The organism is Pseudomonas sp. NPDC090592, from assembly GCF_044769185.1.
Taxonomy (GTDB): Bacteria; Pseudomonadota; Gammaproteobacteria; order Pseudomonadales; family Pseudomonadaceae; genus Aquipseudomonas.
Genome location: NZ_JBIVXJ010000029.1, coordinates 1 through 14273, shown reverse-complemented (window position 1 = coordinate 14273; position 14273 = coordinate 1). Strand labels below are relative to the sequence as shown.

Below are 14273 nucleotides of genomic sequence, written 5' to 3'. Positions count from 1 at the left end.
TACCATGGCCCTCCCTTTTTTTGTTGCCTGCCACCATGCACTGTCCCTTTTGCGGTGCCAACGACACCAAGGTCATCGACTCTCGCCTCGTCGCCGAGGGCGAGCAGGTGCGCCGCCGCCGCGAATGCGTGGCCTGTGGCGAGCGCTTCACCACCTTCGAAACCGCCGAGCTGGTGCTGCCGCGGCTGATCAAGCAGGACGGCACACGCCAGCCCTTCGACGAAGACAAGCTGCGCGCCGGCATGCAACGGGCCCTGGAAAAACGCCCGGTCAGTGTCGAGCGCCTGGAAGCGGCGCTGGCGCACATCAAAAGCCGACTGCGCGCCACGGGTGAGCGCGAAGTGAAATCGCTGGTGGTGGGTGAAATGGTCATGGCCGAGCTGCGCAAGCTCGATGAAGTGGCCTATATCCGCTTTGCCTCGGTGTACCGGCGCTTCCAGGACCTGGACGAGTTCCGCGAAGAAATCGACCGCCTGGCCCGTGAGCCGGCTAAAGAGTGAACATGCCCAGCCAAGCCGCCATCCTTGATGCCCACTACATGGCCCGCGCGCTGGAGTTGGCGCGCAAGGGCCTGTACACCACTCACCCCAACCCCCGCGTAGGCTGCGTGATCGTGCGCGATGGCGAAGTGGTCGGCGAAGGCTGGCACGTGCGTGCGGGCGAGCCGCATGCCGAAGTGCATGCCTTGCGCCAGGCCGGTGAACGGGCACGCGGCGCCTGCGCCTACGTCACCCTTGAACCGTGCAGCCACCACGGGCGCACGCCGCCGTGTGCAGAAGCACTGGTCAAGGCCGGTGTGGCGCGGGTGGTCGCCGCGATGCAGGACCCCAATCCGCAAGTGGCGGGGCAGGGGCTGCGGCGTTTGGCCGAGGCTGGCATCGAAGTGGCCAGTGGCGTGCTCGAAGCCGAGGCGCGGGCGCTCAACCCGGGCTTTCTCAAGCGCATGGAACATGGCCTGCCGTTCGTGCGCGCCAAACTGGCCATGAGCCTGGATGGCCGCACCGCCATGGCCAGTGGCGAAAGCCAGTGGATCACCGGCCCGGCTGCCCGTTCGGCGGTGCAACGCCTGCGCGCCCGCTCCAGCGTGGTGCTCACCAGTGCTGCGAGCGTGCTGGCCGACAATGCACGCATGACCGTACGTGGCGACGAACTGGGCCTGGATGCCGAAACCACCACATTGGCACTCAGCCGCACCCCCTTGCGTGTGCTGGTCGATGGCCGTTTGCGCCTGCCCCTGGATGCGCCGTTCTTCCAGGCCGGCCCGGCACTGGTGGTGACCGCTGTCGCAGATGACCCGGGCTATGCCGCTGCCGGCCACGAGCTGCTCAGCCTGCCGGGCGACAATGGCCAGGTCGACTTGCCAGCGCTGCTGCAAGCCCTGGCAGCCCGCGGCGTCAACGAAATCCTGCTGGAAGCCGGTGCCGGCCTGGTCGGCGCCTTCGCCCGGCACGGCTTGGTCGACGAGTACCAGCTGTTCGTCGCCGGCACCTTCCTCGGCTCCAACGCCCGCCCGTTGCTGGACTGGCCGCTGGACAAGATGAGCGAAGCACCGCGGCTGAAAATTACCGAAATGCGCGCAGTGGGCGATGACTGGCGGGTCACAGCCATCCCCCTGCCGGCGCCCGGCGTATAATGCCGGGCTTGCCTTGCGCAAACCGTTTTTGAGGAAGACCCCATGTTCACCGGCATCATCGAATCCATCGGCACTATCCGCAGCCTCACCCCCAAGGGTGGCGACGTGCGCGTCTACGTCGAAACCGGCAAGCTCGACCTGGGTGACGTCAAGCTCGGCGACAGCATTGCCGTCAACGGTGTGTGCCTGACCGCCGTCGAACTGCCGGGCGACGGTTTCTGGGCCGACGTCAGCGTCGAAACCCTCAAGCGCACCGCCTTCATCGACCTCAAGAGCGGCAGCAAGGTCAACCTGGAAAAGGCCCTGACCCCTACCACCCGCCTGGGTGGCCACCTGGTCAGCGGCCATGTCGACGGTGTCGGCGAAATCATCTCGCGCAGCGATAACGCCCGCGCCATCCAGTTCCGGGTGCGTGCACCCAAGGAACTGGCCAAGTACATCGCCCACAAGGGTTCGATCACCGTCGACGGCACCAGCCTGACGGTCAATGAGGTCAATGGCGCCGAGTTCGAGCTGACCATTGTCCCGCACACCCTGTCCGAAACCATCATGGCCGACTACCGCGCAGGGCGTCGGGTAAACCTTGAGGTCGACCTGCTGGCCCGTTACCTGGAGCGCTTGCTGCTGGGTGACAAGGCCGCTGAACCGAGCAAGGGCAGTGGCATTACCGAAAGCTTCCTGGCCGCCAACGGCTTCTTGAAATCCTGATTGAGAAGGGGGTGCCGCGTGGCGCTCAACAGCATCGAAGAACTGGTCGAAGACATCCGCCAGGGCAAAATGGTCATCCTCATGGATGACGAAGACCGCGAAAACGAAGGCGACATCATCATGGCAGCCGAGTGCTGCCTGCCTGAACACATCAACTTCATGGCCAAGCACGCCCGCGGCCTGATCTGCATGCCGATGACTCGCGAGCGTTGCGAAACGCTGAAGCTGCCGCTGATGGCGCCGCGCAACGGCTCGGGCTTCGGCACCAAGTTCACTGTGTCGATCGAAGCCGCCGAAGGCGTCACCACCGGCATTTCCGCCGCTGACCGCGCCCGCACCGTGCAGGCTGCGGCTGCCAAGGATGCCAAGGCTGATGACATCGTCAGCCCCGGCCATATCTTCCCGCTGATGGCCCAGCCCGGCGGTACCCTGGCCCGTGCCGGCCACACCGAAGCTGCCTGCGACCTGGCGCGCATGGCCGGTTTCGAGCCAAGCGGCGTGATCTGCGAAGTGATGAACGACGACGGCACCATGTCGCGCCGCGCCGAGCTGGAAGTGTTTGCCGCCGAGCACGGCCTGAAGATCGGCACCATCGCCGACCTGATCCACTACCGCATGATCCACGAGCGCACCGTGCAGCGCGTTTCCGAGCAGCCGGTGGAAAGTGAGCTGGGTGAATTCAACCTGGTCACCTACCGCGACGCGGTGGAAGGCGACGTGCACATGGCCCTGACCCTGGGCAAGATCTGCGCCGAAGAGCCGACCCTGGTACGTGTGCACAACATGGACCCGCTGCGCGACCTGCTGCTGGTCAAGCAACCCGGCCGCTGGAGCCTGCGTGCGGCCATGGCCGCCGTAGCCGAGGCCGGCAGCGGCGTGGTATTGCTGCTGGGTCACCCGCTGGACGGCGATGTGCTGCTGGCGCATATCCGTGAAAGCGCGGGCGATGCACCGGCCAAGGCACCGACCACCTACAGCACCGTGGGTGCCGGTTCGCAGATCCTGCGTGACATCGGTGTGCGCAAGATGCGCCTGATGAGTTCGCCGATGAAGTTCAACGCGATATCCGGATTCGATCTGGAAGTTGTAGAATACGTGCCCTCCGAGTGACTTGAGGCGGCATTGACGCCCTCTGCTCGAGTCCAGACCCCTGTCGAGGCCGCTTGTATGCGGCCTCGCTCTTGAAGATGAGAATATCGGAATGACCCTGAAGACCATCGAAGGTACCTTCATCGCCCCCAAAGGTCGCTATGCTTTGGTGGTTGGCCGCTTCAACAGCTTCGTTGTCGAAAGCCTGGTAAGCGGTGCCGTTGATACCCTGGTGCGCCACGGTGTCAGCGAAAGCGACATCACCATCATCCGTGCCCCGGGCGCCTTTGAAATCCCGCTGGTAGCACAGAAAGTCGCCCAGCAAGGCGCCTACGACGCGATCATCGCCCTGGGCGCCGTGATCCGTGGTGGTACCCCGCACTTTGAATACGTGGCAGGCGAATGCACCAAGGGCCTGGCCCAGGTGTCCATGGAGTTCGGTGTTCCGGTGGCGTTCGGCGTACTGACCGTCGACTCCATCGAGCAAGCCATCGAGCGTTCCGGCACCAAGGCTGGCAACAAAGGCGGTGAAGCTGCCCTGTCCGCTCTGGAAATGGTCAGCCTGCTGGCGCAGTTGGAGGCCAAGTGATTAGCGACGAAAGCGATCGTTTCAACCCGCGCGATCCAAAACCTGCGGATGCCGGCAAGCCCTCGAAGAGCGCCAAGCGCCGCGAAGCCCGCAAGCTCGCGACCCAGGCCCTCTACCAGTGGCACATGGCGCAGCATTCGCTGAACGAGATCGAAGCGCAGTTCCGGGTCGATAACGATTTCACCGATGTCGACGGTGCCTATTTCCGCGAGATCCTGCATGGGGTTCCGGCAATCAAGGGCGAAATCGACAAGGCGCTGGTGCCTTGCATGACCATCGCACTGGAAGAGCTCGACCCGGTCGAACTGGCCGTGCTGCGCCTGTCCACCTGGGAGCTGATCAAACGCGTCGATGTGCCGTACCGCGTTGTGATCAACGAAGGTGTGGAGCTGGCCAAGGTCTTCGGTGCCACCGATGGCCACAAGTTCGTCAACGGTGTGCTGGACAAGCTCGCCCCGGCCCTGCGTGAAGCAGAAGTCAAGGCGAACAAGCGCTGATTCCGGCGCTAGCTGCCCATGGGTGAGTTCGAGCTGATCAACCATTACTTCGCCGCCGCGCCCTGTGCGCAGGGCGGCGAGGGCGTGGCCCTGGGGATCGGCGACGACTGCGCCCTGCTGCAGCTGCCTCCCGGTGAGCAACTGGCGGTGTCGACTGACACCCTGGTGGCCGGGGTGCATTTTCCCGCTGTTTGCGACCCGCTGCTGCTTGGCCAGCGTTCGTTGGCCGTGGCCGCCAGTGACCTGGCCGCCATGGGCGCGACCGCGATCGGCTTCACCCTCGCCTTGACCCTGCCTGACGTCGGCCCCGACTGGCTGGCGGCCTATGCCGACGGCCTCAGCCGCATGGCCCACCGTTGCCGCATGAGCCTGATCGGCGGGGACACCACCGGGGGCCCGCTGAGTATCACCATTACCGTGTTCGGCCGCGTGCCAGCAGGCCAGGCATTGCGCCGTAGTGGTGCTCGGCCGGGCGATCTGTTGTGCGTCGGTGGTGTGCTTGGCAAGGCGGCCGGCGCACTGCCGCTGGTGTTGGGCGAACGCGAGGCGCCTGCCGGGCAGGCCGAACCGCTGCTGGCCCATTACTGGTCGCCAATGCCCCAGCTCACACTAGGCACGCTGCTGCGTGGCCGGGCCACGGCGGCGCTGGATATCTCCGATGGCCTGCTCGCTGATTGCGGGCACATCGCCAAGGCGTCCGGCGTGGCGCTGGAGGTGAACCTGGCCCAGGTGCCAGTGTCTCCTGCTGTAGAGGCATTCCTCGGGCGTGAAGCGGCAGTGCAGGCCGCCCTTGCTGGTGGCGACGATTACGTACTGGCCTTCACCCTGGCGCCTGAGGCGCTTGCGCCGTTGGCTGACCTGGGTTTCATCGAGGTCCATACCATTGGCCGTGTGCTCGAAGGGCAGGGCGTGACCTTGCGCGACGCGCAGGGCCAGGACATCACCCCCGTTCAGCGGGGCTATCAACACTTTAGGGAGACACCGTGACCGATCACCCCAATCAGGTGCCTGCGGAGTTCGTTCCGCCTTCGGTCTGGCGCAACCCGTGGCACTTCATCGCGTTCGGCTTTGGTTCCGGCACCTTGCCCAAGGCCCCGGGTACCTGGGGCTCGCTGGTGGCGATACCGTTCATCCCGTTGTGGCAGATGCTGCCCGACTGGGGTTACTGGCTGTTGCTCGGCGTCAGCATGCTGTTTGGCTTCTGGTTGTGCGGCAAAGTCGCCAATGACTTGCGCGTACACGATCATGAAGGCATTGTCTGGGACGAGATTGTCGGCATGTGGATCACCCTCTGGCTGGTGCCGGAAGGCTGGCAGTGGTTGCTGGCGGGGTTCCTGATGTTCCGCTTCTTCGACATCCTCAAGCCGTGGCCGATCCGCTGGATCGACCGCCATGTGCACGGGGGCGTCGGCATCATGCTCGACGATATCCTGGCCGGCGTGTTTGCCTGGCTGGGCATGCAGGTTCTGGTGTGGGCGGTTGCCTGAACAAGGAGCGCGTGAATGGCCATAAGGACTTTGCTGCTGGCAATGCTGTTGAGCGTTGCACCCTGGGTGGCAGCTGCTGACGGTGTGCCGAAGCAGATTCATCTGGTCAGTGAAGAGTGGCTCGACTATACCAACGCCGACGGTACCGGGGTGGCCTGGGACGTACTGCGCAAGGTGTTCGAGCCGGCCGGGGTCAAGGTGGTGACCCAGAGTGCGCCCTACAGCCGGGCAGTCGGGTTGGTGAAACGGGGCGAGGCGGATGCCTGGGTCGGCTCGTACAAGGACGAGAACGAAGACAACCTGTACCCGCGTTGGCACTTCGACATGGACCATATCTACGCCTTGGGGCTGGCCAGCAAGCCAGTGCCCACCCCGGAGAATGTGGGCAAGTATCGCCTGGCCTGGGTGCGCGGCTATGACTACGGCAGCTACCTGCCCAATGTGCATGACTTCCGGGAAGTCCAGCGGCGCGAAGGCATTTTGCCGATGCTTGAGCATGACCGGGTGGACTTCTATATCGATGCGCTGACCGAGGTCGACTACGTGCTCGGCCAGAGCACCCAGCCAGAGCGCTTCCGCCGTACGCATGTGGCCGAGCTGCCGCTGTACCTGGCCTTTTCCCGTAACGACGAGGCCAAGGCCCTGAGCGACCTGTTCGACAAACGCATGGCCGAACTGGTGCGCAGTGGCGAGCTGAAGCCGATTTTCGAGCATTGGAAGCAGCCGTATCCGTTCAGCGCAGACAGCAAGCCACATTAAGTAACGCGTTTGATGACTAGACGGGGACTTTGTGGGAGCGGGCGTGCCCGCGAAGAATCCACCGCGATGGATGGCACCGGCTACGCCGGTATTCGCGGGCGCGCCCGCTCCCACAGGGATCTGTGCAGGGCTCAGAGCGAGCAATGATCTCAACTAAGTATCGAACTTTTCGATCTTAAGCCACCGTATTCAGCCCGCCCACAGCCTGCAACCGGCTGATACAATCGGCTCAGAGAAAATTCCTACTTATCCAGGAGCACAACGTGCCCGTCGTCTTTGTTGCCGCCTCTAAACTCCCGACTCCCTTCGCGACCTTCACCATGCATGGCTTTCTCGACGAAGCCACTGGCCGTGAGCACGTGGTGCTCAGCCTGGGTGACATCGCGGACGGCCAGCCGGTGCTGGGGCGCCTGCACTCCGAGTGCCTGACCGGTGATGCCCTGTTCAGCCAGCGCTGCGACTGCGGTTCGCAGCTGGAAGCCGCGCTGCAGGCCATCGCCCGTGAAGGCCGTGGCGTATTGCTGTACCTGCGTCAGGAAGGCCGTGGCATTGGCCTGTTGAACAAGATCCGCGCCTACGAGCTGCAGGATGGTGGCGCCGATACCGTCGAGGCCAACGAGCGCCTGGGCTTTGCTGCCGACCAGCGTGACTACGCCATGTGCCTGCCGATGCTGGAGCACCTGGGTGTGAAATCGCTGCGCCTGATGACCAACAATCCGCGCAAGGTCAAAGCCCTGACCGACATGAACATCGTGGTTGCCGAACGTGTGCCGCTGCACACCGGTCACAACCCGCACAACCGCTACTACCTGGCGACCAAGGCCGGCAAACTGGGCCACATGCTCGGCAACGAACACCAGGGCGAGGCGCCGCAGGCGTGACCCGCGCCCAGGTCAAGCGGCGCCTGGCACTGGCCTGGTGGCAATACCTGGCGGTAGGCCTGGTTCCGCTTCCGGTCATGGCCTGGGCCTTTGGTGGTGGCGACGCATTGATCCCGGTGCTGGCCATGCCTCTGTTCATCGCTGGCGCGGCGACCATGTTCCTCAGCCTGCCGCGCTTCGGTGCCTACAAGCGGGCGTTGATCGCTACCTCCAAGGTGCTGGGCAGCGCTGAAGAGCCCGCCGCCTGGATCGAACTGGCACGGGTCCGGCGCATGGCGATGCTTTATGCGTGCTTCCCGGCGTGGGTCGCTGCGCTGTCGGTGCTGGTCGGCCTGGAGGCGGTGCCGCAGATCCTGCTGGCGCTGTCCACCGTCGTGGTGCTGTACCTCTACCGTATTCCCCGCCAGCTCGGCTGATGCGCCTGCTGCCTGGCCTGTTGGCTGTGATCGCCTGCTCCGCACTGGCTGCCGACCCGTTGCGGGTCGTCAGCCTCGCGCCTTCGATGACCGAAATCATGCTCGAACTGCAGGCCGATGACCTGCTGGTGGGTGTGCTCGATGGCGGCGAACGGCCAACGGCGCTGCGCGACCTGCCCTCGGTCGGGCGCCAAGGGCAACTGGACATGGAGCGCCTGCTAAGCCTGCGCCCCGACCTGTTGCTGCTGTGGCCTGGCAGCGTACCACCCGCCCAGCGTGACCAGCTCAAGCGCCTGGGCATCGCTACCTTCAGCGCAGAACCCCACGACCTCGACCAGTTGATCGCGCAGATCGAAGCCATCGCCGTGCGTGTCGGCCGGGCCGGGCAGGGGCATCAATACGCCCAGGCCCTGCGGGAGCGGCTGGGGCAGCTACGCCAGCAGTATCGGCGCGATGAGCCATTGCAGGTGTTCTATCAGGTTTGGGACCGACCCTTGTATACCTTGGGTGGCCGGCAGGTGGTAAGCGCTGCCTTGGCCGTGTGCGGGGCGCGCAATGTGTTCGGCGACCTCAGCCAACCGGCACCGCAAGTGAATGTGGAGTCAGTGTTGCTGCGCAACCCGCAGGTCATCCTGGCTGGCGATCAGGCCCAGCTCGCGAGCTGGAAGGCCTGGCCGCAACTGCGTGCGGTTGCCGATGGCCGCTTGCTGGTGGTGCCCGACAAGGGGCTTGAACGGCCCAGCGGGCAGATGATCGAAGCCACCGCCCGCTTGTGCGCGTTGCTCGCGGCTAAAGCGCCGGTGTCCAGGTGACGCTGAACAGCAGCGTGCGGCCTTCTTCGCGGTAGGGCTGGTAGGCGCCTTCGTAGCTGTACAGGGCGCGGCTGTAGGAGCGGTCCAGGAGGTTATCCAGCTTTGCTTCCAGTTTCAGCTCATCCGTGGCTGCCCAGCCACCGCGCAAGCCAAGCACGCCGTAACCGCCGATGCGGTTGCGGTTGGCTTCGTCGTCATAGCTGGCGCTGACCGCTTGCCAGCTGGCGCCCACGCTGAAGCGCCCCAGTTCACGGTCCAGGTCCAGGCTCAATGTGCGGCGGGCACGGCGGGCGAGGGTGTGCCCGCTGTCGCGGTCACGCGGGTCGATCATTGCCAGGCCCAGTTGGCTGCGCCATGCGCCCCATTGTTGCGCCAAGGCCATCTCGAAGCCGTTGATACGCGCCGAGGCGACGTTACGAGGTATCGAGTCCTGGCCGAACACGATTGCGTCGCGCAGGTCGGTGCGGTACAGCGAAGTTTCCAGGCGGCTGTCCGTGGCCAACTGGCTGCGCCATTGCAACTCGTAGCTTCTGGAGTGCTCGGGGTTCAGCTCCGGGTTGCTGAACAGGGGGTAATACAGGTCATTGAAGGTGGGGGCCCGAAAGCCTTCGCTGTAGGACAGCAGCACGTCGTTCTGCGCATTCAACGGCACAGTCAGGCTGCCGCTCCAGGTGGTCTGGCCGCCGAATTGCTGGTTACGGTCATGTCGCACGCCCACCTCGGTGGAAAACTGCTCGCCTTGGTAACGATGCTGGGCGAAGACGGCGCGGTTCCAGCGGCTGTCCTCGGTGAAGTCGGTGCTGGCGTGCACGCGGTCTTCATACCAGTCGCCACCAAGCAGCAGGCTGTGATGCTCGGCCAGTGCCAGGTCGTTCTGCCAGGTGACCTGATCGCGGTAGGTGTTGAACACAAAACGTTCGGCGCTGAGCTTGTCGCGCTTGTCGTCGCGGTTTTCGCTGTGGGCCAGTTCCAGTCGCGAGTGCCAGGTATCGGTGAGCTGGGCATCGAAGTAGCTGCCCAGGCTGCTGACGCTGAAATCGGTGTAGGGCTTTTGCCCGAAGCTTTCGAAAGTGACCGGGTCAAAACCGCCGAACGGGTTGTCGTACTCGCTGCGGCCGCGGCTGTCGAGCAGGTTCAGGCCGGCCTCGAAGCGTTCGCCGAAGGTATGGCTCAGGCTCAGGTTCAGCGACTTGTTGCGATAGGCATCGTGGTCGCCATCGCTGGAGAATGACGGCCCGGTCGAGTCGATACCGGCGGTTTCATCCAGGCTGGCGCCAAGGTTGAACCGGGTTTGGCCATCACCTCCAGAGAGCCCCAGGCTGCGCTGGAACGTCTGGTTGCTGCCTGCTGCCAGGCGCAGGCGGGGCTGCAGACCGGGGCCGTTGCTGCGGCGGGTGAAGATCTGGATCACCCCGCCAATGGCGTCGCTGCCATACACCGCCGAGCGTGAGCCGCGCAGCACTTCGACCCGTTCGATCTGGTCAACGTCGAGAAATTGCAGGCCGCTGTCGCCGGAGGTGGCGTTGGCAATGCGTACACCATCGACCAGCACCAGGCTTTGTGCCGCCTTGGTGCCACGGATGAAGATGCCGGGCAGGCTGCCGCGGCCGCCGGTGGGCGCTACCTGTACGCCGGGTACGCGGGCGAGCAGGTCGGTGACGCTGGTGGGTTGCAGGCGGTCGATGTCGGTGCGGGTGAAGACAGTGTTGGCGGCGCTGGTGGCAGTGCGCGACTCGACCTGGCGGCTGGCGCTGATCAGTACGTCAGGGAGCTTGAGGGCGTCGTCACGCTCAGTGGCCAACAGCGGCAGCGGGAGGCAGAGCAGGGTGGCAAGGGCTGGGGATTTCATCAGTAGTACCATTTTGCGAGGGCTGCGCCCTCGATCGCGACACAAGGCCGCTCCTACAGGAATGCGCGTTCCTGTGTAGGAGCGGCCTTGTGTCGCGATGGGCCGCAAGGCGGCCCCAAAATTTACAGGCCGAGCCTGGCCATGCGGGCTTTCACCGAAGCCTCGATCCCGGCTGCATCCAGCCCGCACTCGGCCAGCATCTGCGCCGGCTTGGCATGCTCGACATAAATATCAGGCAAGCCCAGGTGCAGCAGTGGCTTGAGCACTGCCTGGCTGGCAAGGAACTCACCCACCGCTGCGCCTGCGCCACCCATGATGGCGTTCTCTTCAATGGTCACCAGCAGCTCATGGCTGCCAGCCAGCTCCAGCACCAACGCTTCGTCCAATGGTTTGACGAACCGCATGTCGACCACCGTGGCATTGATCTGCTCGGCAACCTGCATGGCCTCGGCCAGTTGCACGCCAAACACCAGCAGGGCGACTTTCTCGCCTTGGCGGCGAACCACGCCCTTGCCGATTTCCAGTGGCTCCAGGTCGCCGCTGATCGGCGCATTCGGGCCGGTGCCACGCGGGTAGCGCACGGCTGCCGGGCCGTTGTAGAGGTGGCCGGTGCTGAGCATCTTGCGCAGCTCGTTCTCGTCGCTCGGTGTCATCACCAGCATGCCCGGGATGCAGCGCAGGTACGACAGATCGTAGCTGCCCGCGTGGGTCGGGCCGTCTTCGCCGACCAGGCCGGCGCGGTCGATGGCGAACAGTACGTCGAGGTTCTGCACTGCCACATCGTGGATCAGCTGGTCATAGGCGCGTTGCAGGAACGTGGAGTAGATGGCCACCACCGGCTTGCTGCCTTCGCAGGCCATGCCGGCCGCCAGGGTCACGGCATGCTGCTCGGCAATGGCCACGTCGAAGTAACGCTCCGGGTAGCGCTCGCTGAAGTCGACCAGGTCCGAACCTTCCTTCATCGCCGGGGTAATACCCACCAGGCGGTTGTCGGCGGCGGCCATGTCGCACAGCCACTGGCCGAACACGGCGGAATACTTCGGCCCGCTGGCTTTCTTCGGCGCGGCAGGCTTGTCGGCCGGCTCCAGCTTGGTGATGGCGTGGTAGCCGATCGGGTCGACCTCGGCCGGGGCGAAGCCCTTGCCTTTCTTGGTCACCACGTGCAGGAACTGCGGGCCCTTCAGGTCACGCATGTTGCGCAGGGTGGCGATCATGGTCGGCAGATCGTGGCCGTCGATCGGGCCGATGTAGTTCCAGCCCAGCTCTTCGAACAGCGTACCCGGCACCAGCATGCCCTTGGCGTACTCTTCGGTGCGGCGGGCGATTTCCCAGGCGCCCGGCAGGCGCGACAGCACTTTCTTGCTGCCTTCGCGCATGCTCGCGTAGGTGCGGCTGGAGAGGATCTTGGCCAGGTAGTTGGACAGGCCGCCGACATTGCGCGAAATCGACATGTCGTTGTCGTTGAGGATCACCAGCATGTCGGCGTTGACTTCCTGGGCGTGGTTCAACGCCTCGAAGGCCATGCCGGCAGTCAGCGCGCCATCACCGATTACCGCGATCGACTTGCGGGCGCTGTTTTGCAGGCGGGCGGCAATGGCCATGCCCAGCGCGGCGCTGATCGATGTGCTGGAGTGGCCGACGCCAAAGGTGTCGTACTCGCTCTCGCTGCGGCGCGGGAAGGCGGCGATGCCGTCTTTCTGGCGCAGGCTGAGCATACGGTTACGGCGCCCGGTGAGGATCTTGTGCGGGTAGGCCTGATGGCCCACGTCCCACACCAGCCGGTCGTCCGGGGTGTCGAACACGTAGTGCAAGGCGATAGTCAGCTCGATTACGCCCAGGCCGGCACCAAAATGCCCACCGGTCTGACCCACGGTGTAGAGCAGTTCCTGGCGCAGTTCGTCGGCCAGGGTCTCCAGGTCGGCTTCGGCCAGCCGGCGCAGGCCAGCGGGCGTGTCAGCGCGGTCGAGCAACGGCGTGACCGGGCGTTCGCGGGGGATCTCTTGAAACGTCGTGGGCATCAGGCGAGTCGTTATAGGTGTGTGAAGACGCGGCAGTTTACCCCATTGTAGGAAATACTGCCCATTCAGACGGGTGTCGCATTGGGGCTGCGGCGCAGCCCTTCGCGGGCACGCCCGCTCCCACAGGTACAGGGCTCGAGAGCGGTGAGGTCCTTGTGGGAGCGGGCATGCCCGCGAAGGGCCGCACAGCGGCCCCAATCAAATCAGTTGCGGCGTTCGACGATGTAGCGCGCCAACGCCCGCAGCGGTTCGGCCTTTTCGCCGAACCCATCCAGTGCGACCAGCGCCTGGTCGCGCAGTTCGCTGGCATAGGCCTTGGCCGCTTCCAGCCCAAGCAGTGCCGGGTAGGTCGGTTTGTCACGCGCTATGTCAGCACCCTGGCGTTTGCCCAGGGTAGCGGTGTCGCTTTCCACGTCGAGGATGTCGTCCTGCACCTGGAATGCCAGGCCGATGGCCTGTGCATACACCTGCAAGGCATCCAGCTGCGCCTGTTCGGCACGGGCGCTGGCCAGGGCACCGAGGCGCACGCTGGCTTCGATCAACGCGCCAGTCTTGTGCCGGTGCATGAACTCCAACGCCTGCTGGTCCAGCTTCACGCCTACCGAGCCCAGGTCGATCGCCTGGCCGCCAACCATACCGGCCGGGCCGGCAGCTTTGGCCAAGGCCTGGACCATGGCCAGGCGAATGCTGTCGGCCTGTGGGCTCAGGCGTGGGTCAAGCAGGGCGCTGAAGGCCAGGCTTTGCAGGCCGTCGCCAGCAAGGATGGCGCAGGCCTCATCGAACGCTTTGTGGGTAGTCGGCTGGCCGCGACGCAAGTCGTCGTCGTCCATGGCCGGCAGGTCGTCATGCACCAGCGAATAAGCGTGGATCAACTCGACCGCACAGGCCGCACCGTTGGCTTGTTCGGCCGGGGCACCCAAGGCCTCGCACGCCGCATAGGCCAGCAATGGGCGTACACGCTTGCCGCCGTTCATCACGCTGTAGCGCATGGCGGCGTAAAGGCGTTGCAGCTCTTTGGTCGGGGCGACGAACAGCGGTTCGAGGGCGGCGTCGACCCGCGCCTGGCAACTGGCCTGGTAGGTGCCGATCATGCTTCCGGCTCCGCGTCGAAGGGCTGGGCAGCCAGCTCACCATCACGCTCCAGCAGGATTTGCACTTTCTGTTCGGCCTGGGCCAGGGCGCCCTGGCAATCACGGGTCAGGGCGATGCCTTGCTCGAAGGCGGCCAGCGACTCTTCCAGCGACAACTCGCCGTTCTCCAGGCGCTCGACCAGTGCTTGCAGGTCTGCGAGGGATTGCTCGAAATCGAGGGAGGCTTTTTTGCGGGCCATGGCGACTGTCTCGGTGGCATTCAGAACGGCGCGACACTAGCAGAGCGGGGCGGGGGGAGCAAACTTCAGGGGCATTGGGGTTGGTTTCAAGGGCCCTTTCGCGGGTAAACCCGCTTGTATGGTGATACTTGAAGGGGTGGTGGGACGAAAAAGCCGATTCTGACTGTTCACAGCAGTACAGACCGTGGGAGACATCGCCCCACCC

At 64.7% G+C, this 14273-nt stretch carries 16 protein-coding genes; 12 read left to right on the top strand and 4 right to left on the bottom strand.

Translation table 11 applies throughout. The features are described from left to right. Positions 1–35: 35 nt before the first annotated feature. The 12 genes from nrdR (at position 36) to ACIQUI_RS22185 (ending at position 8871) form a co-directional block, all read left to right on the top strand. Positions 36–500 (top strand): transcriptional regulator NrdR, encoded by a 465-nt coding sequence (gene nrdR, locus ACIQUI_RS22240; RefSeq protein WP_009685710.1) that lies wholly within the window; start codon positions 36–38, stop codon positions 498–500. Positions 501–502: 2 nt separating this feature from the next. Beyond that, complete coding sequence (gene ribD, locus ACIQUI_RS22235) at positions 503–1633, top strand: bifunctional diaminohydroxyphosphoribosylaminopyrimidine deaminase/5-amino-6-(5-phosphoribosylamino)uracil reductase RibD (RefSeq protein WP_403202752.1); 1131 nt, start codon at positions 503–505, stop codon at positions 1631–1633. A 42-nt stretch (positions 1634–1675) separates the two neighbouring features. Further along, entirely contained in the window at positions 1676–2341 is a 666-nt protein-coding gene (locus tag ACIQUI_RS22230; RefSeq protein WP_003255399.1) for a riboflavin synthase, read from the top strand. 18 nt (positions 2342–2359) lie between these two features. Next, positions 2360–3451 (top strand): bifunctional 3,4-dihydroxy-2-butanone-4-phosphate synthase/GTP cyclohydrolase II, encoded by a 1092-nt coding sequence (gene ribBA, locus ACIQUI_RS22225; RefSeq protein ID WP_403202750.1) that lies wholly within the window; start codon positions 2360–2362, stop codon positions 3449–3451. Between the two features lie 91 nt (positions 3452–3542). Then, positions 3543–4019, top strand: a complete 477-nt coding sequence (ribE, locus tag ACIQUI_RS22220) for a 6,7-dimethyl-8-ribityllumazine synthase (RefSeq protein ID WP_391131027.1) — start codon at positions 3543–3545, stop codon at positions 4017–4019. Next, a complete protein-coding gene (nusB, locus tag ACIQUI_RS22215) occupies positions 4016–4516 on the top strand; it encodes a transcription antitermination factor NusB (RefSeq protein WP_003255393.1) in 501 nt (166 codons plus the stop codon). The genes ribE and nusB overlap by 4 nt, the downstream gene beginning before the upstream one ends. Before the next feature lie 18 nt (positions 4517–4534). After that, positions 4535–5503: a thiamine-phosphate kinase gene (gene thiL, locus ACIQUI_RS22210; protein WP_403202749.1), complete on the top strand. Its 969-nt coding sequence runs from the start codon at positions 4535–4537 to the stop codon at positions 5501–5503. Next, entirely contained in the window at positions 5500–6003 is a 504-nt protein-coding gene (locus tag ACIQUI_RS22205; protein WP_003255391.1) for a phosphatidylglycerophosphatase A, read from the top strand. Before thiL ends, ACIQUI_RS22205 begins: the two co-directional genes overlap by 4 nt. A gap of 15 nt (positions 6004–6018) precedes the next feature. Beyond that, on the top strand, positions 6019–6762 hold the full coding sequence (locus ACIQUI_RS22200; protein WP_403202748.1) for a substrate-binding periplasmic protein: 744 nt from the start codon (positions 6019–6021) through the stop codon (positions 6760–6762). Positions 6763–7025: 263 nt separating this feature from the next. Next, positions 7026–7643, top strand: coding sequence for a GTP cyclohydrolase II (gene ribA / locus ACIQUI_RS22195; RefSeq protein WP_012270291.1), 618 nt, complete (start codon positions 7026–7028; stop codon positions 7641–7643). Beyond that, entirely contained in the window at positions 7640–8059 is a 420-nt protein-coding gene (locus ACIQUI_RS22190) for an MFS transporter (RefSeq protein ID WP_403202746.1), read from the top strand. Before ribA ends, ACIQUI_RS22190 begins: the two co-directional genes overlap by 4 nt. Next, positions 8059–8871 (top strand): cobalamin-binding protein, encoded by an 813-nt coding sequence (locus ACIQUI_RS22185; RefSeq protein WP_403202744.1) that lies wholly within the window; start codon positions 8059–8061, stop codon positions 8869–8871. Before ACIQUI_RS22190 ends, ACIQUI_RS22185 begins: the two co-directional genes overlap by 1 nt. Here ACIQUI_RS22185 and ACIQUI_RS22180 read toward each other — a convergent pair. The 4 genes from ACIQUI_RS22180 to ACIQUI_RS22165 all read right to left on the bottom strand — a co-directional run bounded on the left by ACIQUI_RS22180 (position 8849) and on the right by ACIQUI_RS22165 (position 14068). Further along, complete coding sequence (locus tag ACIQUI_RS22180; protein WP_403202742.1) at positions 8849–10720, bottom strand: TonB-dependent receptor domain-containing protein; 1872 nt, start codon at positions 10718–10720, stop codon at positions 8849–8851. The two genes, ACIQUI_RS22185 and ACIQUI_RS22180, sit on opposite strands and share 23 nt — an antisense overlap. A 122-nt stretch (positions 10721–10842) precedes the next feature. Continuing rightward, positions 10843–12738, bottom strand: coding sequence for a 1-deoxy-D-xylulose-5-phosphate synthase (dxs, locus tag ACIQUI_RS22175; RefSeq protein WP_403202740.1), 1896 nt, complete (start codon positions 12736–12738; stop codon positions 10843–10845). Positions 12739–12941: 203 nt separating this feature from the next. Continuing rightward, positions 12942–13829 carry a (2E,6E)-farnesyl diphosphate synthase gene (ispA, locus tag ACIQUI_RS22170; RefSeq protein WP_403202738.1) on the bottom strand — a complete coding sequence of 296 codons (888 nt, stop codon included), beginning with the start codon at positions 13827–13829 and terminating at the stop codon, positions 12942–12944. Further along, positions 13826–14068 carry an exodeoxyribonuclease VII small subunit gene (locus tag ACIQUI_RS22165; RefSeq protein WP_003255380.1) on the bottom strand — a complete coding sequence of 81 codons (243 nt, stop codon included), beginning with the start codon at positions 14066–14068 and terminating at the stop codon, positions 13826–13828. Before ACIQUI_RS22165 ends, ispA begins: the two co-directional genes overlap by 4 nt. Positions 14069–14273 lie beyond the last annotated feature (205 nt).

Coding starts and splice junctions, on each gene's coding strand:
- nrdR (WP_009685710.1), top strand. CDS start 36: ATGCACTGTCCCTTTTGCGGTGCCAACGACACCAAGGTCATCGACTCT.
- ribD (WP_403202752.1), top strand. CDS start 503: ATGCCCAGCCAAGCCGCCATCCTTGATGCCCACTACATGGCCCGCGCG.
- ACIQUI_RS22230 (WP_003255399.1), top strand. CDS start 1,676: ATGTTCACCGGCATCATCGAATCCATCGGCACTATCCGCAGCCTCACC.
- ribE (WP_391131027.1), top strand. CDS start 3,543: ATGACCCTGAAGACCATCGAAGGTACCTTCATCGCCCCCAAAGGTCGC.
- thiL (WP_403202749.1), top strand. CDS start 4,535: ATGGGTGAGTTCGAGCTGATCAACCATTACTTCGCCGCCGCGCCCTGT.
- ACIQUI_RS22200 (WP_403202748.1), top strand. CDS start 6,019: ATGGCCATAAGGACTTTGCTGCTGGCAATGCTGTTGAGCGTTGCACCC.
- ACIQUI_RS22185 (WP_403202744.1), top strand. CDS start 8,059: ATGCGCCTGCTGCCTGGCCTGTTGGCTGTGATCGCCTGCTCCGCACTG.
- ACIQUI_RS22180 (WP_403202742.1), bottom strand. CDS start 10,720: ATGAAATCCCCAGCCCTTGCCACCCTGCTCTGCCTCCCGCTGCCGCTG.
- dxs (WP_403202740.1), bottom strand. CDS start 12,738: ATGCCCACGACGTTTCAAGAGATCCCCCGCGAACGCCCGGTCACGCCG.
- ispA (WP_403202738.1), bottom strand. CDS start 13,829: ATGATCGGCACCTACCAGGCCAGTTGCCAGGCGCGGGTCGACGCCGCC.
- ACIQUI_RS22165 (WP_003255380.1), bottom strand. CDS start 14,068: ATGGCCCGCAAAAAAGCCTCCCTCGATTTCGAGCAATCCCTCGCAGAC.